This window comes from Halomonas sp. KM007 (assembly GCF_050709225.1).
GTDB lineage: Bacteria > Pseudomonadota > Gammaproteobacteria > Pseudomonadales > Halomonadaceae > Vreelandella > Vreelandella hamiltonii.
In genome coordinates, this window is sequence record NZ_CP136131.1 from 1,246,224 (window position 1) to 1,264,904 (window position 18,681).

Below are 18,681 nucleotides of genomic sequence, written 5' to 3' on the forward strand. Positions count from 1 at the left end.
GAATCAAACTAAAGATTCTAATATAAAACATGAAAATTACTCACCATGATTGAGCTACGCCATTTGCGCACGCTACTGGCGCTGAGGGAAACGGGGTCGCTGGTGGAAGCCGCCGAGCGCGTGCACCTCACCCAGTCAGCGCTTTCCCACCAGTTGAAAGACCTGGAAGGCCGTATCGATAGCGCGCTGTTCGTGCGCAAGACGCGCCCCGTGGAATTTACCCGCGCCGGTTTGCGCCTGTTGGCGCTGGCCGATGACATTTTGCCCGAAGTACGCAAGGCCGAGCGAGACCTGGCGCGCTTGGCAGGCACCGAGCAGGGACGCCTGCACATGGCCATCGAATGCCACAGCTGCTTTCAGTGGCTGATGCCCACCGTGGACTATTTTCGTGACCATTGGCCGGAGGTGGAAATCGACATTCCCAGCGGCCACCATTTCGACCCGCTACCTGCTCTGGCTCGCGAACAGCTGGACCTGGTCATCACCGCCGACCCTCAGCCGCTGGAAGGGGTGCACTACGAGCCATTGTTTCGTTACGAGGGGTTGTTGGCCGTAGCCCGACAGCATCACCTGGCGGGCAGTGCCTATGTTCTGCCCGCCGAGCTGGCCGAAGAGACGTTGATCACCTACCCAGTGGAGCAGTCACGACTGGACGTCTTCACCCAATTCCTGACGCCCGCTAATGTGCGCCCCAAGGAGATTCGTACGGCCGAATTGACCATCATGATGATGCAGCTGGTGGCCAGCGGCCGTGGGGTTTGCGCGCTGCCCAACTGGGCCTTGACCGAGTATCTGGAGCGCCACTACGTCAGTGCCGTCAAGCTGGGCGAACAGGGCATCTGGAGCACGCTGTACGCGGCCATTCGTGAAGAGACCATGGAGGCGCCGTGGATGCAGGACTTTTTACGCACGGCTCAGGAGACCTCCTTTGCGGTACTCTCCGGGATCAGGCCGGCGAATCGCGACGAGGAATGAGCAGGGTAAAGCGGGCGCCGCCCAGCGCTGGGCTGCTGTCCACGGTGACGCTGCCGCCATGACCACTCATGATTTTCTGCACGATGGACAACCCGAGGCCATACCCGCCCGAGCTGCGGGCGCGGCTATCGTCCAGCCGGGCAAACGGCTTGAAGATATCGGCCCGGGCTTCCAGCGGTATGCCCGGCCCATCGTCTTCCACATCGATGCGCACGAGGTGGGGCTCATCCCAGAGCCGAATGATCACCTGTGTTTTGCTGTAACGACAGGCATTGCCGACCAGATTCTGTAGCGCCCGTTGAAGATAGCGAGGCTCGGCCAGCAGTTCGATGTCTGGGCCAGGGTCGAGCTCAAGCGTAAGGCCTGCGTGCAGCGGGGCCAGGGTATCGATGACCCGGTTGGCCATGGCACGGCAGTCGACCAGACTCATTTCAAGCTCGCCACCGTGCAGGGTGTCTCCCCCCAACCGGGCATAGGTCAGAATCTCATCGACCAGTTCGTCCAGCTCGGTAATATCGGCATCGATGCCCTGTAGCTGCCTCTGAATGGCCGGCTGGTCGGTCATGTCTTCCACCATCTGCACGGCAAAGCGGATACGCGCCACCGGGGTGCGCAGCTCATGGGAGACCGCGCGGATCATCTCCTGCTGGCCACGGAGCAAGCTCTGTACCTGATTGGCCATACCGTTGAAAGCCATGCCGACACGGCCGAGAAAATCACCGCTTTCCACTTTTACACGGGTTTCCAGGCGGCCACTGGCGATGCGGGTTGCCGCCAGCTCCAGTCGCGCCATGCGTGATTCGATACTGCGCATGATCAGATAAACGATCAGGCTGAGCACGGCCATCAGGCCGACCAGCAAGGGGAGATGCAAGTTGAGCGGCAGCGTATCGCCCCGCGTGACGGGGCCTGCCTGTAGCCACTGGGGCGTGTCACCCGGCGGGACGGGGAGCTGGTAGACCAGCGTGATGGCGAGCTTGTCGGACATCAGCCGAGTGATGACACCCCCCAGTGTCATCTGAAAGCGCTGTTCGGCGGTCAGGTCTTCTGGTGGTGCGCTCAGCAGCGTCAATGGCCAGCTACCAGAACGCAAGTGCCCCAGCGCCTGGGTACGCTCTGAGGGTGGCATATCTGCCAGCCACTCGCCCAGCGCTACCAAGGTCCCCTGCCACTGGCGCTCGCCCCAAGCGGCAAAATTCGCCTCCAGCACCCATGCCTCGTGCTGGCGTGACGATCCTGGCAGGCGCTGGCGCAGCTGCCAGGGGGGCTCCTCCACCAGCACGTTGCCTCGCTCGATACGTGTGCGCTCGAAGTAGCCCAGCGGCGTATCCGCCATGCGACGCAGCGCCAACTGCATGCCAAGCCGTTCGGCAAGCTCACCCAATAGCGCTTCCCGCTCGTCCTCTGCCACGCTGGCCAGGCGCTGAGTCATCATCGACATGGGCAACGCAGCCAGCTGTTCTCGGTAATCTTCCCGACGCACTTGCTCGATGAACGAGCGTCCCCCCAGTGCAATCAGGAACACCACGCACAGCGCCAGCCCGAGCAGCAGATAAAAACGTAAGAACGAGCCGTGACTCAGCACTCGCCGCATTGGGCGACCTCTCCTGGTTAGCTGTCCTTGACGAACAGATAGCCCTTGCTACGCACCGTCTTGATCCGGTGAGGCTGATTGGGGTCATCGCCAATCTTGGGTCGGATACGGGAGACCCGCACGTCGATCGAGCGATCCTGACCATCGTACTTGATGCCGCGCAGGTCGCTGAAAATCTCTTCACGCGTCAGTACCCGCCCAGCATTACGTGCCAACAGCCACAAGAGGTCGAATTCGGCGCTGGTCAGATCGATCCGATCACCTGCCAGCCAGGCCTCGCGGGTGGCATTGTCGATTTCCAGGTTCTCGAACTTCAGGCGCATTTCACCATCGGGAGCAGGGCCGTCGGCACGTCGCAACAGGGCACGCATACGGGCCAGCAGCACCCTCGGCTGTACCGGCTTCGGTACGTAGTCATCGGCGCCCATTTCCAGCCCCAGCACCTGATCCAGGTCGTCGGTGCGCGCGGTGAGCATCATGATCGGCCCGGCGAAATTGGGCCGCACGCGGCGGCAGATGGCCAAGCCATCCTCACCGGGCAGCATGAGATCCAGAATCACCAGATCCGGCTGCAGCGTCAGGATACGATCTACCCCCTTGGCACCATCCGCCTCGATCGTCACTTGAAAGCCGTTGGCTTCCAGGTAGTCACGGGTGAGCTCCGCCAAGCGCTGATCATCTTCAATAATCAGCACATGATCCTGGTCGGGGTAGTCGGGCGTTACCGCCTCCTGCGACCCAAGTGCTTGAAATTGCTGTTCCAAGTGATCCACCATCCTTTTCCTTCACTCCGCTTAGGCAGTTTGTGTTGTCACCCGCACACCCCCTCTGCAACCGCAGGTTGTGACCGCTTTCAGGATACCCTAAAACCGAGGTAACGCCTGCCCTTTGATCAACGTTCAGTACCCATCTCCCTGACGTTTCCGTGGGTGGCTTGATTCTTCCACCATCAAGCGCTAATGTGAAGGCGCAACTGTCGACAATGTGGCAGGAGGATATCGCCATGGAAAATGGCAAGGCAAAAAGTGTGATCAAGCGTGTTTATGTACCCACCCAAGTGCGCGATCTGCCCAACGGTGAGAAGTTGAAAATCCCGGGGCATTACAAGGCCCCACCCAGCGATAGTAACAGCTGACTCGAGCGCGTCCATCGCATTGATCGCAAAAAGGCAGGCCCATTGGGCCTGCCTTTTTCAATACTTGCCTTCAGTCGTACTAGCCGTCGAGCACGCTACCCTTTGGGCCCCAGCAGGAACCAGGCTATCAGGCCCACCAGCGGGAACATCAGCAGCACGATAATCCATAGCAACTTGGCAAGACCGCCTGCCGAACTCTTGGCGACCTTGACGATGGCCCACACGACAATGACGAGCCAAATCAAACCTAACAAACCGCCGACTTCAATACCCATGATCTCTCCTTGGTGGGTTGCATCCGTGAGCATTTAGCTAAGCACATGTTAGGCAAGCGCACAAGTTTGGTTCAAGGTTCTGGCACACGCAGAATCATTTCCCCACCACGAATCTCGATGGCCAGATGATTCAGAAAACTCATGCCCAACAGGACGGTATCTCGCTCCATGCCTGGGCTGATGGAGCCCTGCACGTTACTCATGCGAATGCCGCCCAGCACCACTTCATCCAACTGGGTCAGGCTGCCTTCCACCCGGCCATTGGCGGTATTGAACCAGGCGCGCCGCCCCGGCTCCAGGCCCAACTGCGATGCCAGCTCCCCAGGCACGGCCACATAGGTCGCGCCGGTATCCAGCAAGAACGTGACGCTTTCGCCGTTGATCTCACCAGGCGCTTCGAAATGTCCGGCACGGTTGCGCTTGAGCGTGACAGGGCCATTCTCCGGCGACGTATTCATGATCTGGGCATTGGGGTACAGCATCTGCTCGAGCCCCCCCTGTATCCACCAGGTGCCCACGGCGATCAGCAGCACCCAGAACAGCAGCATCATGACGATACCGCCTCGCTGTGACTTGGCTGTCGTCATGCTTTACCTCGCGACATCAGGAGCTTTTCCAGGCCGTCGCAGCATCGCGACCCCGGCGTTCATTCACGAACATACAAATCAGCATAGCCGTTATGAACAGCACCACACACAGGAGAATGGAAGCCTGCAGGCCTATCAAAGCCTGCAACACCCCCAGCATGACGATGCCCATCACCCCTGCCAGCTTGTTGGCCAGGCCCCAGAAGCCAAAGAACTCGGCGGATTTGGGCAACGGGGAAAAGACCCCCACCAGGGCGCGGCTGGCGGACTGACTGGAGCCCAGGCTCAAGCCCGCCAGGCAGCCTACCCACAGGAAGAGATGCTGCGCCTGCCACTCCAGCCCGAAACGGCCATTCAACCAGGCCGTGAGTTCCGGCGTGGCCCATATGGCGACGATGGCGGCTACCCATAGCCCAAGGGTCATCTGATAAGTGCGTTTGGCACCCAGGCGATCCTGCAAAAAGCCAAAACCGATGGCCCCGGTGGCCGCAGTCACCTGGACGATGATGAACATGATGTTGCGTATGCTCTCATCCCAGCCAATGACCTGTGCACCGTAAATGAAGGCAAAGGCGATGATGATGTAAACACCGGCCATGGAGAACAGCAGCGACACCAGAAAAATGCTCAAGTCCTTGAAGTAACGCAGCTCATGAAAGGTGCCCATGATCCGCTGCCGAGCAATCTGACGGTAAGGGACGCCAGCGGGCTGCGGTATGCCACGCTCTTTCAGCCACAGGAACGTAGGGATTGCCGCCAACAGGAAGAACCCGGCTGCGAAGGGTCCCACCCAGCGGATTCGCTCGAAATTATCCGCCGTCGCCTCCCCCAGCACCATCAGCGTGAAACCTGCAGCCACCAGTCCACCCACATAGCCTAACGCCCAGCCAAACCCGGAAATTCTCCCCAATGCATCCGGTGGGCCCAGCTCGGGAAGAAAGGCAGCAATGAACGACTCTCCCATGGAGTAGGCATAGTTCGACAGCACGATCAGCAATAACCCCAGCACCACGTAGCCCGGCGCCACGAAATAGAGCATGGCGGTGGTCAGCACCGTGGCCAGATAGCTGAAGAACAGAAAGCGTTTTTTCTCGGCACGGTAATCCATGATCGCGCCACACAAGGGAGCACTAACCACTACCATCAGATAACTGATCGCCAGCGCAAGGCTCCAAAGAAAGTTGGCGAGCCGATAGCCATCATTGCGGTCACCCACAATGACGGTGGTAAACAGCTCGCCAAAAACCACGGTAATAATTAATAACGTGTAGGCTTGATTGGCAAAATCGAACATTGCCCAGCCGAAAATTTCCCGGCGGGAAGCATAAGGCGTTTTAACCACTGGCGCAGCACTGGGCAGCATATAAAGGACTCACAGGAAAAGAGGCTCAAGATTAGCAGTGGCAACGCGGTGCACGCCAGCATCAGTCCTTGTCGGTGATTTTTATCGATATCGACAACTTCAAGGAGTTCAACGATCACTATGGCCACGCCATGGGCGACGACATGCTGCGTGCTGTCGCCGAGGTGCTTCAGGCCATTCTTGCCTTGGCAATTCCCCACGCTTATTCCACCACGCATTCGCACTTGACCGCCAGCATGGGCATTGCAACGCCCCCCTGACCATCCCTTGGGTCATGACGAATTGCTCAGCAGCGCCGACCAGCAGCTCTACCATGCCAAGCGCCGTGGCCGAAACCGCATCAACGCAAAAACGCCCGGCTTAGCCGGGCGTTGCTCGATGGTACTCAGCACAGAGCCAAATGGCTCGTTACAGCAGCCAGTGCGCCAGGACGGCGGAGAGTCCCACCACCATAGCGGTCACTACGGCGACGGTTACGATACGATCCAGCCAACGGTCGAAGGCAACGCCTTTGGGCTGCCTTCGCGTGGCTCCGTGACGTCCCTGTCGGGCCATTAGCACGCCTGTTCCATCGGTGCGTCCTCTATCGACACTGTTGATTAGCTATTGATACGCCGGTTTACTACGCTGGGCGCACGACGCAGCCGCTCTTCTTCACCCAGTTGCTCGGCCTCGAAGGCGTCGGCTCCCACTGGGGTTTCACCATGACGCCGATACAGCTGGGTCAGCATGGCTTTACGATCAGCACGCAGCTCCCGCACCAGGACGACAATCATCATATACAAAATGAACGTAAACGGTAGCGCCGACAGTACGGCTGCAGACTGCAGGCCGGAGAGCCCGCCGGCCACGATCAGCGTCAGACAAATCGCCGCGATCAGCACGCCCCAGATAATCCGCTTGTACAACGACGGATTGATGGAACCATTATCGGTCATTTGCGCCACGATATACGACGCCGAGTCTGCCGAGGTCACCAGAAAAATGAAGATCAGCATCATGGCAATGACCGACAGCACACCGGAAAACGGCATCAGGGCAAACATCTCGAACAGCGCCACCGTGATATTCGCTTCCGTGGCCGCCGCCAGCCCCACATCACCGTTGAGCTCCAGGTTCAAAGCGGCACCGCCAAACACCCCGATCCACAGGCAGGCCAACAGCGGCGGCACGAAAAGCACCCCAAACACGTACTCTTTGATCGTACGCCCACGGGAAACCCGAGCCACGAAGGTGCCGACGAAAGGAGACCAGGCAATCACCCAGGCCCAGTAAAAGATCGTCCAGTTACTGGCCCACTCGTTATCACTATAGGGGGAAATACGCAGGCTCATACCAATGAAGTTCTGCAGATAATCACCGATCCCCAAGGTGATGGTTTCCAGGATGACCACCGTCGGCCCGGTGACCAGCACATAGACCATCAAGCCGATGCACAGCACCATGTTGAGGTTGGATAACCGCTTGATACCTTTATCCAGCCCTGACCAGGTGGAGGCCATGTAGGCACAGAACATCACCAGCAGGATCACGAACTGCCACCAGCCGTTTTCAGGCAAGCCAAAAACGGCGTTCAAGCCGCCGTTCATCTGCAGTACGCCCAACCCCAGCGAGGTCGCGACCCCCATGACGGTAGCCACGACCGCAAACACATCCAGCCAGGACGCGTAAGGGCGCACTCGTGGATGTTTTGCGGTGACCGAAGAGAGAACCGACGACACCAGCCCCGCCTGGCCCTTGCGAAACTGAAAATAGGCAATGATCAGGCCCACGACCGAAAACGCCGCCCACTGGTGGATACCCCAGTTGAAATAGCTGTACTGAATGGCATAACGGGCGGCAGCTTCGCTTTCGGCGGGCACATCGCCGTAGGGAGGGTTGATATAGTGCGACATGGGTTCGGCCATACCGTAAAACACCAGGCCTACCCCAAAACCAGCCGCCAGCAACATACTGATCCATGAAAAGAAGCTGTAGCTGGGCGTACTATCCTGTGGCCCAAGGCGCACTTTGCCGTATTTACTCAGTGCAAGACCAATCAAGAACACGACAAAGCCAAAGACCGAAAACAGATAAAACCAGCCAAACAGTTCCGTGACGGTTGCCAGTGCCGTTTCCGCCGCATTGCCAAAGGCCTCTGGAAACGCTGCGCCAATAATGACCAAGCCGAAAATAATGATCGCCGAAGCGACAAATACCGACTTGCCTCCATGATTCGTCATATCACCACCCTGGTTAATGAACTTGATTGGCACTCTCCTGGTGCGTTCTCATAAATCCTAACACTCAACGGGGGCAGCCGCATGCCAGGTGTTTAACGCTGCATAATTAGCCTTTACTGATTTTCAAATCGGATAAACGGCGAGCACAAGAGTGAACTTGCCCATCGGGGTATGTTCCAATAAGGCAAATGAACGATGGAGGCATATATGCCACAGATGAATCGCGATCAACGTAATGCTGCCTGGCAAGCTGCGCACCAGTGGCGCGCCCGAGCTGCTCAGTCACGCCCCACTGGCGTCATGGGCAGCGTCAAACTGCTGCTGACTTGGCTTGCCTTCGGGGCGCTGATGATCGTCGGCATGGTGCTGGGCCTGATATTTTTGCTGATCGGCTGGGCCATGATGCCCTTCGTGCGCCACAAGATGAAAAAGCGCATGGAACAGATGCGTGCCGAGCAGGCTCAGGATATCGGTGGCGGCTATGGCTCTCAACGTCATGCTTCTTCCCAAAACCAGGCATCTCATGGCCATCGCCCGCACCAGGACGTTCTGGAAGGCAGCTATGAAGTGAAGGACGAGCCGCGCCACTGAGTCGGCACGTCACCTGGCTAGCACGTCACTAGGGTGGTGCTTGTATCCAGGCAAAGGCCGCTGCCAACGCCAGCGGCATGACCACCAGACTGCCCAGATTACCGATCAGTACCAGCGAAGCCACCTTGTGGGGTTCCAGCTTGTACTGTTCCGCGACCAGATAGTTGAGCACTGCCGGGGGTAGCACTGCAAATACCAGTAGCACGGCGGTCTGCAGCGAGTTCAACGGCAGTAGCCACATCAAGGGCAAGGCAACCACCAGCCCCGACAGCGGGCACAGCACGGCGCCCAGCAACCCTGTGCGCCAGTCGCTGAAATCGATCTCCAGCAGCCGTACCCCCAAGGCAAACAGCATCAGCGGGATACAGATACCTCCCAACATGTGCATGGCTTCCAACAGCCAACTGGGCAGTGCCACTCCCCCCACATTGACCAGCAGCCCTGCCACACTGGCAGCCACGATGGGCATGCGCAGCATCCGCCACAGGGAAGTACGCGGGTCCAGCATGTAGAGCCCTACCGAAAAATGCAGCAGCATTTCGATGATGAACACCACCACGGCAGCGGGCAGCGCCTCGGGCCCAAAGGCAAGCACCAGTAGCGGCACTCCCATGTTGCCGGAGTTGTTGAACATCATGGGCGGCAGGAAGACCTTGATGTCCAGCGAGAGCCACTTGGCCACTGGCCACAGCACCAGGCCGGAACCCAGCACCACCAGGGCAGCCGCCGTTGCCAGCCAGGCATAGTCGGCCAGCGGCGCTTGGCGGTCTGCCAGTACGGCAAATACCAGCAGCGGTACGAACAGTTCCATGTTCAGGGTATTCAGGCTGCCAATGTCGGGGCTGCGGTAGCGCCCGTAGGCAGCGCCGCAGCCAGCAATGAGGAACACCGGCAGCAGCGTGGCGAGTATGTGGCCAGTCATGGGCGGCCCTGCCGAACCGGCGAGCCCGCTGGGGTTGTGGCATGCATGTCCTGTCGTCCTTGTTGTTATCAGGCTACTGCTTATCAGGCTATCTTTTTCAGCCTATCTTTTCAGCATGGCGGCTGCCCATTAGCCCTTGGTGGATCAGGCGCCCAGAAAACGCTGCCACAAGTCCGCCACCACGCGACGATGGCTCGCCAGCTCGCGGGCACTTCCTTCTGCCTTTTCGCCGGTCAGCGCGGCTCGGTGTGTACGGCTGCGGTAAGCCAGGTAAGCCTCTTTCAACTGTTCGGCTTCGTTGGGGGTGATATGCCCGCTATCGGCCAGGGTTTCCAGAATGCGGATATTGTCGCTGTAGGTCAGCAGCGCGGGCGTCTGGTGGGCAAAGGCCAGCACGGCATACTGGCAGAGGAATTCGATGTCCACCATGCCACCCGCATCGTGTTTCAAGTCGAAGGTGCCCTCGGTGCTCACGGTATTGGCCGCTCCCTTGCTGCCCAAATGGTCACGCATCTTGTGGCGCATGTTGACCACGTCGCTGCGCAAGGTGTCCTGGGCACGTTCGACGCCCAGAATCGCACCACGCAGCGTCTCGAAGCGCGCGGCCAGTGCGTCACTGCCCGCCACTACCCGGGCCCGCACCAGCGCCTGGTGCTCCCAGGTCCAGGCATTCTGACGCTGATAGTCGGCGAAAGCCTCCAGCGATGTCACCAGCAGGCCAGCGTTACCCGAAGGCCTCAGCCGCATATCCACCTCGTAAAGGCTGCCCGCAGGCGTGATGGCCGTCAGCAGGTGAATGATGCGCTGCCCCAGGCGAGTAAAAAAGACCGGGGTGTCCAGCGGGCGCGGGCCATCGGTGGCGCCCTTGCCGTCGCTGTCGTGCAGGAACACCAGATCGAGATCCGAGCTGTAGCCCAGCTCGATGCCGCCCAGCTTGCCATAGCCAATGATCAGAAACGCCGGCTCACGGTTATTACAGCCAGGGGGCACGCCATGCTTGCGGGCCAAGTGCTTCCAGGCCATGGCCAGCACCGCTTCCAGAATCACTTCCGCAATGAAGGTGAGGTAATCGCTCACTTTCATCAGATGCCGCGTACCGACTACATCCGATGCCGCCACGTGCAGCATCTGGGCGTGCTTGAATACCCGCAGTGCTTCCAGCTGCGCCTCTTCGTCATCCTCGGGCAGGCGATTGAGCGTCTGGCGTAGCTCGTCGGCAAGACGCGCCTTGTCGGCAGGTGTGTAGAGCGTGTCCGGAGTGAGCAGCTCATCGAGCAGGATGGGGTATCTGGCCAGCTGCTCGGCAATCCAGGGGCTGGCGCAGCAGAGCCGCATCAGATGCTCCAGCGCATGGGGGTTTTCACGCAGCAGCGCCAGATAGGCCGTCCGCCGCAGCACGGCCTCGATCAAGGGCTGCACCCGCGCCAAGGCCGTGTCCGGCGCGTCGCTGCTGGCCAACGCCTCCAGCAGCAGCGGCATCAGGGCGTCCAGCCGCTCGAAGCCTATGCGCTGCATGCTCTGCACTGCCCGTGAGTGGTAGAGGCTGACCAGCCGCTTGTGGGCTCGCTCAGGCTCATGGAACCCTGCCCCGGCCAGCAAGGCCTGCGCCTCGTCGGGCTCCAACTCTTCGCGCCACAGCAAGCGCCACTGCGCCAGGGCGTTTTCGCTCTGCGGCGCGTCGGCTTCTTCTTCGGGGTCGGCAATCACGGCATCGAAGTGTCGGCGCACCCGCTCACGCACGCGGTTCAACTGCTCCTGCAGGGATGACCAGCCGTCGTAGCCCAGCGCGAAGGCCACCCGCTCGCGATCATCGTCATCGGTGGGCAGTTGCTGGGTCTGGCGATCTTCCAGGGCTTGAATGGCATGTTCCAGATCACGCAAGAAGGCGTAATCCGGCAGCAGCTCGTCCACCACGGCAGTGGGCAGCAAGCCCAGTTCAGGCAGACGATTGAGGGCCGCGTACAGCGATGTCACTTGCAGCTCGGTATCCCGCCCTCCGCGAATCAATTGAAACGCCTGCACGATGAACTCGACTTCGCGAATGCCCCCGGGCCCCAGCTTGATATTGCTCTCCATGCCCTTGCGTTTGACTTCCCGGTTGATCATCGCCTTGAGTTCGCGCAACGACTCGATGGCACCGAAGTCCAGATAGCGGCGATAGACGAACGGGCGCAGACTCGCCAGCAACGTCTGCCCAGCGTCGATATCCCCTGCCACGGGGCGCGCCTTGAGCATGGCGTAACGCTCCCACTCACGTCCCTGATCCTGATAGTAGCTGTCCAGCATCGAGAAGCTGCCCACCAGCGGCCCGCCGTCGCCCAACGGGCGCAGACGCATGTCCACGCGAAACACGAAACCGTCGGCCGTCATGGCATCCAGGGCAGCAATCAAACGCTGGCCAAGCTTGGTAAAATACTCCTGATGCTCGAGGGGTTTGCGCCCTCCCTGGGTTTCGCCTTTTTCGGGAAAAGCAAAGATCAGGTCGATATCAGAGGAGAGGTTCAGCTCGCCCGCGCCCAGCTTGCCCATGCCCAGCACCACCAGCCGCTGGGGTGAGCCATCACTTCGCACGTCAGGCAGCCCCCACCGGGAGGCGTAAAAGTTTTCCAGCCAACCCAGTGCCGCCTCGATGCACACTTCTGCCAGCCAGGAAACCGACTGTGCCGTCTGCCACATGGTGGCGCCTGCAGGCCGGTTCAGGTCACGCCAGACGATGCCCAGCATGCGGGCACGGCGAAAGCGGCGCAGGGTACGCTGCAGGCTCTCTTCCTCCTCGCAGCCTGCCAGGGCGTCGTGCAGCCACTGCACGAGCGTCGCCTTGTCGGGAGCGCGGTCCAGCTCCCCGGAAGCCTCCAGCTCGGCCAGCCAGTGGGGAAAGCGCGCCAGGGTTTCCAATGCGAACGTCGAGACCGTCACCACGCGGGCCAGCGCTTCACGACGCGCCTCTGGCAGGTCATGCCATGGCCCAGAGGGCAGTGCCTTGCCGGTCATCGAGGCCAGGTTGTCGGCCTGTGCCAAGGCATCCACGAGACGCTGCCGAGCATCGGCGGCCGGGCCTGACAGTGCGTCAGGCAGCGTGGTGGTGGAAAAGAGAGCCTGCGGTGTCTGCATATCTACCTCTGCGCCTAACGCACGTCGAAGTGACACGACTCAGTGCTGGTCGGTCATTACGGGTCTGTCATTGCTGGCCTTTCATTGCCTGTCTGGGCCATGGGAGCGGGTCAGCCCAGCCACTTCTCCCAGCCTAACAGGCCCCAGGTGAGCCCCGCCATGATGAGTGACAGCATGACCGCCGCCGAGCCGATATCCTTGGCACGGCCAGAGAGCTCGTGGTGTTCGGTGCCGATACGGTCCACCACGTTCTCAATGGCGCTGTTCAACAGCTCCACGATCAGTACCAGCAGCAGGCTGCCCACCAGCAGCAGCCAGCTGACCGGGCCCTCGCCGATCCACCAGGCAAACGGCAGCAGTACGGCGGCAATGGCCAACTCTTGACGGAAGGCGGCTTCGTTACGAAACGCGGCCTTCAGGCCTTTCCATGAGTAGCGCGTGGAGTGAACCAGATGGGTTAACCCGGTGTGTTGTGGCTTCATGCCCGTTGTCTCGTCTGCACGTTGATTAATGAGCCAGGATCATGGCGTCAAGATCCAGGGAGAGCGGGTCGAGCACTTCCGGCCAGCTCAGATAAGGGGTACTGCCGCTGCCGTTGACCAGTACGCTGAAAACTCCCCAGCGCCCTTGCGCCGTGCGGAAATAGCCCGCCACTGCGCGCACGGCAAAGGGTTGATTCAGCGTACCGGTCTTGAGCATGACGTTATTCTGGAACGTGGGCGAACCGCGGCGGATGAAGCGCATCACTCCGTTGGCAGGCGACTGAAACGATGCCACGAAGCTCGGAAACAGCGCGCTCTGACGATACATGTCTTCCAGCATCGCGTTGGTACCATGGGCCGACGTGCGATTATCCGTGGTCAAGCCGCTACCGCTGGAAAGCGTGATCGGGCCGTGGCCAGACAGCCCCTGGGCATAGGCCTCGATGGCCTGGCCCGCCTGACGCAGCTGTGCCTGGGGCGTTTCCACCAGGTTCAGCGCCAGCACATCGGCCATGTAGTTGTTGGAATAGTTCATCGTCCGCAGCAGCAGCTCCTGCAACGGCTGACCGTCGACGGCGGCCAGACGACGCGCTTCGCTGGGCGGACGCGTCGAGCCCACTCGCCAAGGGTCACGTACCGTCACCCCCGCCTGATTCAGCATGGCCAGCAGAAGTTGTGCCGTTTGCTCAGCCGCATCGCCAGCCCCACGATAGACATCCCGGGCCGCCGCGTTGGTGGAAATCTGCCCCGTCAGGCGCATGACGTCGCCACGCTCATCGGTGATCCGCTCTGCGCTGATTTCCGTACCGCTATTGGCCGGACGTGTGACGACCTGATTGTCGATCACGATCAGCGGCGCGGTGCTGTCGCACAAGCCCGTGCGCGCAGGCTGACCGGCAGTGGTGGCGGGCGCCACGTTGACGCACCAGGTGCCAAAGTTGACCCCCGCCGAGGTCAGCGGCGCACTGTAGGCATTGGCGACCCGCGTGCGTGCGTTGCAGCGGTCGGTGGTGATGCACTCCACCGGGCCAAAGCGCCACTGGCTGACCACCAGCGCGCCGTCCACATGCTCGACGCCGGCCAGCTGCAGGCGCTGCACCAGCCGCCAGAGGTCTTCGCTGGTCAGTCCGGGGTCACCGCCGCCCTCGAACACCAGGTCACCACGGAGCACGCCATTCTCCACGGGCGCGGTGCTCACCAGCTGGCTGGTAAAGCGGTGTTGGGGGCCAAAGCGGTTGAGCAGCGCGGCCGCCATATAGGCTTTGGTCACCGACGCAGGCGACAGCTGACGCTCGGGGTTCAGGCTTCCCAACAGCAGGTCACCGGGGCTGCCACCCTCCAGCAGGCGCGCCTCGGCACTCACCGAAAACCCCTTGGCTTCCAGCTGGCTCAACCGAGTGAAATCCGCCCACAGGGAGGTACTGGCGCAGAGCGCGGCACTGGCGATACCCGCCACGACACTGCCACGCAGCCAGCGCGCAGGTAAGTTAAAAAAACACGTCACGTTGGGCTACCTCAATGCACATTCATGTTGGAAAACACCTGCAAGGTGACCACGCCAGCCACGATCAGGGTAATACCCAGTACGGCAGGCACGTCGGGCTTCTCACCGAAGACGACGATACCGACCAGCGTTACCAGTACGATACCCAGCCCCGCCCAGATGGCGTAGGCAATACCCACCGGCAGCGTGCGCAGCACCAGGCTCAAAAGGTAGAAGGCCACCCCGTAACCCACCACCACCAGCAGGCTCGGCACAGGACGCGTAAAGCCCTCCGACGCTTTCAGGGCGCTGGTCGCCACGACTTCTGCCACAATTGCAAGCACGAGATACACAAAGGTCATGGCTGCTCCAGATCGATGGTCAAGCGCCATAGCGCCTGGCCACTTTGATCATACTTGGCTTCGAACGGCGTCAGATAATCGCCGCTGGGCGTTATCTGGGCCACCGCCGCCTCGCGACCGGTGACCACCTGTACGGCCTGGGCAAACTCCTCCACATAGAGGTCCCAGTTCGAGCGCAGCTCCAGCCGCCCACCCAGCGCCAACAGTGTGGGGAAAACCGGGTGACCATGCCAGCGCATTTTCAAGTGGGACGACTTGGGATAAGGGTTGGGATAGAGCAGATAGTGGCGTACGGGCGCCCACTGGGCTTCCCGCGCCAAACGCCAGAAATCCACCAGGTCAGCGCGCACCAGCAGCGCATTGCCCGGCAGCTCGCCGTGATCTCGCCCCAGCCGATCTGCGCTGCGGTCAACGCCGATCACACAGTGATCAGGGAACCTCTGCGCCAAACGGCGGGTCGATAGCCCGACCCCGCACCCTGCATCGATGATCAACGGTGCGGGATGCTGCCGCCGCCAGGCCTCCGCCTGCTCGAAAGCCAGGCGAGTATGGTCGGCGATGGGTTTGCGCAGCGGATGCGCCAAGGCACGCTCAACGCGCCGCACCACATCCTGGTGTGGGCCCGGTTGATTGGAAGTCACCGATCGTGAGGTGTGCTGCATGACATCCCCTGCATGAAAAAAACGTGATTCTACCAGTCTCCCGGCTGCGCGGCATGACGCCGTTGCTCGCCCGGTGCTATGATCACGCCAGAGTCGATGTTCAAGCTCATTATTAAGTTCAGGTAAGGCGCTATGAAAGGGCCCCTGACGATAACTGTCATTAAACACCACCGCACCACGAGGAACCCGGCTTGTCACACTTACCGGTGATTGTCGGCATGGGCGGCATCAATCCCGCCGGCAGAACCTCGGGCCATCAGGCCTTCCGCCGCACCGTGCTTGATGCTTTACCAGCCGATCAGCAGCGCCAGACACTGGAAGGCTTGGCCGCGCTCATGCGTCTTGCCGAGCACTCCGACCATGGATGGCAAGACAGCACAGGCCAGCCTATTGACTCGCCTGCCAGCCTGCTGCGTGAGCAGGTGCTCGACCACACCTTGATCCGTCGTAACGAGGACCCCCGCTTCCAGGCGCCGGGCCTGCCTGCCAACCGCCGTGCAGAACTGGCGTTGGCAGAGCCCGTGCGCGTCACCCTGCGCCGTCGGCAACTGCCCGAGCAACTGCCGGAAGGCTGGGAAGTACGCGAGCTGGATGCACGAGAGGTAGAAGTGACCCTGCCGGCGGGCATGCTGGAGGTCCTGCTACCCGATGCCCAGGAACCCAAGGTTCAGGCCGCCGCACAGCTGCCCTCCGGGTTCGACCCGGCCAGCCTGTACCGCAGCGTGCATCATCCGCGCGGGTTGGCCATGGCCATTTTCGGGGCCAGCGACTGCCTTGGCGCCAGTGGCCTTGACTGGGAGACCCTGCGCCAGCAGCTCAACCCTGACCATATCGCCGTCTATGCGGGCAATTCGATTGGCCAATTGGATGACGAAGGCTGGGGCGGGCTGCTGAAAAGCCTGGTCAGCGGGCAGCGCGCAACGTCCAAGCAGATGCCACTGGGGTATGGGCAGATGCCGGCCGATTTCCTCAATGCCTATGTGCTGGGCAGCGTGGGCGGCACCGGCGCGGCCCTGGGCGCCTGCGCCAGCTTCCTCTACAACCTGCGCCTGGGCATCGACGACATTCGCGCCGGACGCCGCCGAGTGGTCATGGTCGGCACCGCCGATGCGCCGATCACCCCCGAGATCATCGAAGGCTTTCGGGCCATGGGCGCGCTGGCAGACGACGCCAGCTTGAAAGCCCTGGACGCCCTGACCCTGCTCACCGATGCCGACTACCAGCGCGCCTGCCGCCCGTTTGCCCGCAACTGCGGCTTCACCATGGCCGAAGCCAGCCAGTTCGTGCTGTTGATGGACGATGCGCTGGCCCTGGAACTGGGGGCCGACATTCTGGGAGCCGTCCCTGACGTGTTCGTCAACGCCGACGGTTTCAAGCGCTCCATTTCGGCGCCGGGGATCGGCAACTACATCACGCTGGGCAAGGCTGCGGCGCTGGTCAGGAACATGCTGGGAGAGACCGCGCTCAAGGAGCGTACCTACCTGCATGCCCATGGCACCAGTACGCCGAAGAACCGCACCACGGAATCCCATGTATTCGATGAGATTGCCCGTGCGAACGGAATCGAGCAGTGGCCGGTGGTGGCCATCAAGGCGTTCATTGGCCACTCCCAGGGCTCTGCGGCGGGCGACCAGCTGGCCAGCGCACTGGGCAGCTTCGCCCACGGCCTGCTGCCGGGCATTCCCACCCTGGATGCAGTGGCCGATGACGTCTATGCCGAGCGGCTGCGCTTTTCCACGACGCCCCAGGCGTTCAGCGCCGATGCCGCCTTCATCAACGCCAAAGGGTTTGGTGGCAATAACGCCACCGGCGTGGTGCTGTCTCCCCAGGTCACCGAGCGGCTGCTCCTCCAGCGCCATGGCAGCGCTGCCGTGGAGGCCTGGAAAGCCAAGCGGGAGACCGTGCGTGCCCAGGCCGCCGCGTATCTCAGCCAGGCGGACAAGGGCCACTACGCCCCGCGCTACCAGTTTGGCGAAGCCGTGCTGGAAGGCCCGGAGCTGGATATCCAGGCAGACCGTATTCACATTCCTGGCTACCACCAGGCGGTATCGCTGAACGTCGACAACCCGTTTGGCTCACTGAACGGCGAGGGGCAGTCATGAGCGCCCCACGCCGCAATATCGCGGTCTACCCCGGCACCTTCGACCCCATCACCAATGGCCACTTCGATCTCATCGAGCGGGGTGCGCGCATGTTCGATCAGGTGGTCATCGCCGTGGCGGCCAGCCCCGGCAAACGCCCCGCCCTGGAGCTGCCGACCCGCATCGCGCTGGCTCAGCAGGTGTGCGCCTCGCTGGAGAACGTGTCGGTGATCGGCTTCTCGTCGCTGCTCACCACCATGATGCACGAACAGGGCGCGACGATCATTCTGCGCGGCCTGCGCGCCGTCTCGGATTTCGAGTACGAGCTACAGCTGGCCAACATGAATCGCGCCCAGAACCCCGAGCTGGAAAGTGTCTTTCTGACGCCTGCGGTGGAAAACTCCTACATCTCTTCGACCATCGTGCGTGAAATCGCCAAGCTGGGAGGCGATATTTCAGCGCTGGTGCACCCGCAGGTCGCAGAGGCGCTGCGTAAGCACTACACTGGTTAACCATCGCTATTGTTGAGTAAAACACTCGGGTATATCACCGCCCGAGTGTTCCGCCATTCGTGAGGTATGCCCATGGCCCTGATGATTACTGACGAATGCATTAACTGCGACGTCTGTGAACCCGAATGCCCCAACGATGCCATTTCTCCCGGCGAGGAGATTTATGTCATCAACCCCAACCTGTGCACCGAGTGCGTTGGCCACTTCGACGAGCCTCAGTGCCAGCAGGTTTGCCCGGTCGACTGTATTCCTCTGGACCCGGAACGTCCCGAGACTCAGCAACAGCTGATGGAGAAGTATCGCATCATCACCGCAGCCTGACCC

At 61.1% G+C, this 18,681-nt stretch carries 20 protein-coding genes; 7 read left to right on the forward strand and 13 right to left on the reverse strand.

Annotation, left to right across the window (positions count from 1 at the left end):
- Window positions 1–45: 45 nt before the first annotated feature.
- Complete coding sequence (locus RVM27_RS05765) at window positions 46–975, forward strand: LysR family transcriptional regulator (protein WP_287805550.1); 930 nt, start codon at window positions 46–48, stop codon at window positions 973–975.
- Here RVM27_RS05765 and RVM27_RS05770 read toward each other — a convergent pair.
- Together RVM27_RS05770 and RVM27_RS05775 are read right to left on the reverse strand one after the other, a co-directional pair.
- Window positions 947–2,569: an ATP-binding protein gene (locus tag RVM27_RS05770; protein WP_287805549.1), complete on the reverse strand. Its 1,623-nt coding sequence runs from the start codon at window positions 2,567–2,569 to the stop codon at window positions 947–949. The genes RVM27_RS05765 and RVM27_RS05770 overlap by 29 nt on opposite strands.
- Window positions 2,570–2,586: 17 nt before the next feature.
- Complete coding sequence (locus RVM27_RS05775) at window positions 2,587–3,345, reverse strand: winged helix-turn-helix domain-containing protein (protein ID WP_016916119.1); 759 nt, start codon at window positions 3,343–3,345, stop codon at window positions 2,587–2,589.
- Between the two features lie 227 nt (window positions 3,346–3,572).
- Between RVM27_RS05775 and RVM27_RS05780 the strand changes: the two genes are divergently transcribed.
- The gene (locus RVM27_RS05780; protein ID WP_016916118.1) at window positions 3,573–3,704 is read left to right on the forward strand and encodes a hypothetical protein; all 132 of its coding nucleotides are present in this window, start codon (window positions 3,573–3,575) and stop codon (window positions 3,702–3,704) included.
- Between the two features lie 95 nt (window positions 3,705–3,799).
- On the opposite strand, the gene RVM27_RS05785 is transcribed toward RVM27_RS05780, so the two are convergent.
- The 3 genes from RVM27_RS05785 to RVM27_RS05795 all read right to left on the reverse strand — a co-directional run bounded on the left by RVM27_RS05785 (window position 3,800) and on the right by RVM27_RS05795 (window position 5,929).
- Window positions 3,800–3,979, reverse strand: coding sequence for a PLDc N-terminal domain-containing protein (locus tag RVM27_RS05785; RefSeq protein WP_039181690.1), 180 nt, complete (start codon window positions 3,977–3,979; stop codon window positions 3,800–3,802).
- A 71-nt stretch (window positions 3,980–4,050) separates the two neighbouring features.
- Window positions 4,051–4,566: a retropepsin-like aspartic protease family protein gene (locus RVM27_RS05790; protein WP_096921480.1), complete on the reverse strand. Its 516-nt coding sequence runs from the start codon at window positions 4,564–4,566 to the stop codon at window positions 4,051–4,053.
- 16 nt (window positions 4,567–4,582) lie between these two features.
- Window positions 4,583–5,929 (reverse strand): MFS transporter, encoded by a 1,347-nt coding sequence (locus RVM27_RS05795; protein WP_287805543.1) that lies wholly within the window; start codon window positions 5,927–5,929, stop codon window positions 4,583–4,585.
- A 74-nt stretch (window positions 5,930–6,003) separates the two neighbouring features.
- Between RVM27_RS05795 and RVM27_RS05800 the strand changes: the two genes are divergently transcribed.
- Complete coding sequence (locus tag RVM27_RS05800; protein WP_287805580.1) at window positions 6,004–6,189, forward strand: diguanylate cyclase domain-containing protein; 186 nt, start codon at window positions 6,004–6,006, stop codon at window positions 6,187–6,189.
- Between the two features lie 148 nt (window positions 6,190–6,337).
- On the opposite strand, the gene RVM27_RS05805 is transcribed toward RVM27_RS05800, so the two are convergent.
- Both RVM27_RS05805 and RVM27_RS05810 read right to left on the reverse strand, forming a co-directional pair.
- Window positions 6,338–6,484: a hypothetical protein gene (locus RVM27_RS05805; protein ID WP_016916112.1), complete on the reverse strand. Its 147-nt coding sequence runs from the start codon at window positions 6,482–6,484 to the stop codon at window positions 6,338–6,340.
- A gap of 44 nt (window positions 6,485–6,528) precedes the next feature.
- Window positions 6,529–8,151 carry a BCCT family transporter gene (locus RVM27_RS05810; RefSeq protein ID WP_498957563.1) on the reverse strand — a complete coding sequence of 541 codons (1,623 nt, stop codon included), beginning with the start codon at window positions 8,149–8,151 and terminating at the stop codon, window positions 6,529–6,531.
- A gap of 207 nt (window positions 8,152–8,358) precedes the next feature.
- Between RVM27_RS05810 and RVM27_RS05815 the strand changes: the two genes are divergently transcribed.
- Window positions 8,359–8,742, forward strand: a complete 384-nt coding sequence (locus tag RVM27_RS05815) for a hypothetical protein (protein ID WP_498957564.1) — start codon at window positions 8,359–8,361, stop codon at window positions 8,740–8,742.
- A 28-nt stretch (window positions 8,743–8,770) separates the two neighbouring features.
- Here RVM27_RS05815 and RVM27_RS05820 read toward each other — a convergent pair whose 3' ends face one another.
- The 6 genes from RVM27_RS05820 to trmB form a co-directional block, all read right to left on the reverse strand.
- Window positions 8,771–9,664 carry an AEC family transporter gene (locus RVM27_RS05820; protein ID WP_039182898.1) on the reverse strand — a complete coding sequence of 298 codons (894 nt, stop codon included), beginning with the start codon at window positions 9,662–9,664 and terminating at the stop codon, window positions 8,771–8,773.
- A 144-nt stretch (window positions 9,665–9,808) separates the two neighbouring features.
- Window positions 9,809–12,775: a bifunctional [glutamate--ammonia ligase]-adenylyl-L-tyrosine phosphorylase/[glutamate--ammonia-ligase] adenylyltransferase gene (gene glnE / locus RVM27_RS05825; protein ID WP_498957565.1), complete on the reverse strand. Its 2,967-nt coding sequence runs from the start codon at window positions 12,773–12,775 to the stop codon at window positions 9,809–9,811.
- Between the two features lie 110 nt (window positions 12,776–12,885).
- A complete protein-coding gene (locus tag RVM27_RS05830; protein ID WP_016916107.1) occupies window positions 12,886–13,257 on the reverse strand; it encodes a diacylglycerol kinase in 372 nt (123 codons plus the stop codon).
- Window positions 13,258–13,282: 25 nt separating this feature from the next.
- On the reverse strand, window positions 13,283–14,761 hold the full coding sequence (gene dacB / locus RVM27_RS05835; protein WP_498957566.1) for a D-alanyl-D-alanine carboxypeptidase/D-alanyl-D-alanine-endopeptidase: 1,479 nt from the start codon (window positions 14,759–14,761) through the stop codon (window positions 13,283–13,285).
- 11 nt (window positions 14,762–14,772) lie between these two features.
- Entirely contained in the window at window positions 14,773–15,102 is a 330-nt protein-coding gene (locus tag RVM27_RS05840) for a DMT family transporter (RefSeq protein WP_039182888.1), read from the reverse strand.
- Window positions 15,099–15,764, reverse strand: a complete 666-nt coding sequence (trmB, locus tag RVM27_RS05845) for a tRNA (guanine(46)-N(7))-methyltransferase TrmB (RefSeq protein ID WP_287805528.1) — start codon at window positions 15,762–15,764, stop codon at window positions 15,099–15,101. The genes RVM27_RS05840 and trmB overlap by 4 nt, the downstream gene beginning before the upstream one ends.
- Before the next feature lie 218 nt (window positions 15,765–15,982).
- Here trmB and RVM27_RS05850 point away from each other — a divergent pair, with 218 nt between their 5' ends.
- From RVM27_RS05850 to RVM27_RS05860, 3 genes are all read left to right on the forward strand, one after another.
- A complete protein-coding gene (locus RVM27_RS05850) occupies window positions 15,983–17,866 on the forward strand; it encodes a beta-ketoacyl synthase (RefSeq protein WP_039182882.1) in 1,884 nt (627 codons plus the stop codon).
- Window positions 17,863–18,357 carry a pantetheine-phosphate adenylyltransferase gene (coaD, locus tag RVM27_RS05855; protein ID WP_039182878.1) on the forward strand — a complete coding sequence of 165 codons (495 nt, stop codon included), beginning with the start codon at window positions 17,863–17,865 and terminating at the stop codon, window positions 18,355–18,357. Before RVM27_RS05850 ends, coaD begins: the two co-directional genes overlap by 4 nt.
- A 72-nt stretch (window positions 18,358–18,429) precedes the next feature.
- Window positions 18,430–18,678 (forward strand): YfhL family 4Fe-4S dicluster ferredoxin, encoded by a 249-nt coding sequence (locus RVM27_RS05860; RefSeq protein ID WP_096921490.1) that lies wholly within the window; start codon window positions 18,430–18,432, stop codon window positions 18,676–18,678.
- Window positions 18,679–18,681 lie beyond the last annotated feature (3 nt).

Excerpts from the sequence above, each read along its gene's own strand:
- RVM27_RS05830 (WP_016916107.1), bottom strand. The coding sequence starts at position 13,257 with ATGAAGCCACAACACACCGGGTTAACCCATCTGGTTCACTCCACGCGC.
- RVM27_RS05795 (WP_287805543.1), bottom strand. The coding sequence starts at position 5,929 with ATGCTGCCCAGTGCTGCGCCAGTGGTTAAAACGCCTTATGCTTCCCGC.
- RVM27_RS05815 (WP_498957564.1), top strand. The coding sequence starts at position 8,359 with ATGCCACAGATGAATCGCGATCAACGTAATGCTGCCTGGCAAGCTGCG.
- RVM27_RS05840 (WP_039182888.1), bottom strand. The coding sequence starts at position 15,102 with ATGACCTTTGTGTATCTCGTGCTTGCAATTGTGGCAGAAGTCGTGGCG.
- glnE (WP_498957565.1), bottom strand. The coding sequence starts at position 12,775 with ATGCAGACACCGCAGGCTCTCTTTTCCACCACCACGCTGCCTGACGCA.
- RVM27_RS05765 (WP_287805550.1), top strand. The coding sequence starts at position 46 with ATGATTGAGCTACGCCATTTGCGCACGCTACTGGCGCTGAGGGAAACG.
- RVM27_RS05805 (WP_016916112.1), bottom strand. The coding sequence starts at position 6,484 with ATGGCCCGACAGGGACGTCACGGAGCCACGCGAAGGCAGCCCAAAGGC.
- RVM27_RS05860 (WP_096921490.1), top strand. The coding sequence starts at position 18,430 with ATGGCCCTGATGATTACTGACGAATGCATTAACTGCGACGTCTGTGAA.
- RVM27_RS05810 (WP_498957563.1), bottom strand. The coding sequence starts at position 8,151 with ATGACGAATCATGGAGGCAAGTCGGTATTTGTCGCTTCGGCGATCATT.
- RVM27_RS05770 (WP_287805549.1), bottom strand. The coding sequence starts at position 2,569 with ATGCGGCGAGTGCTGAGTCACGGCTCGTTCTTACGTTTTTATCTGCTG.
- RVM27_RS05780 (WP_016916118.1), top strand. The coding sequence starts at position 3,573 with ATGGAAAATGGCAAGGCAAAAAGTGTGATCAAGCGTGTTTATGTACCC.
- RVM27_RS05790 (WP_096921480.1), bottom strand. The coding sequence starts at position 4,566 with ATGACGACAGCCAAGTCACAGCGAGGCGGTATCGTCATGATGCTGCTG.
- RVM27_RS05850 (WP_039182882.1), top strand. The coding sequence starts at position 15,983 with ATGGGCGGCATCAATCCCGCCGGCAGAACCTCGGGCCATCAGGCCTTC.
- RVM27_RS05775 (WP_016916119.1), bottom strand. The coding sequence starts at position 3,345 with ATGGTGGATCACTTGGAACAGCAATTTCAAGCACTTGGGTCGCAGGAG.
- RVM27_RS05820 (WP_039182898.1), bottom strand. The coding sequence starts at position 9,664 with ATGACTGGCCACATACTCGCCACGCTGCTGCCGGTGTTCCTCATTGCT.
- trmB (WP_287805528.1), bottom strand. The coding sequence starts at position 15,764 with ATGCAGCACACCTCACGATCGGTGACTTCCAATCAACCGGGCCCACAC.
- coaD (WP_039182878.1), top strand. The coding sequence starts at position 17,863 with ATGAGCGCCCCACGCCGCAATATCGCGGTCTACCCCGGCACCTTCGAC.
- RVM27_RS05785 (WP_039181690.1), bottom strand. The coding sequence starts at position 3,979 with ATGGGTATTGAAGTCGGCGGTTTGTTAGGTTTGATTTGGCTCGTCATT.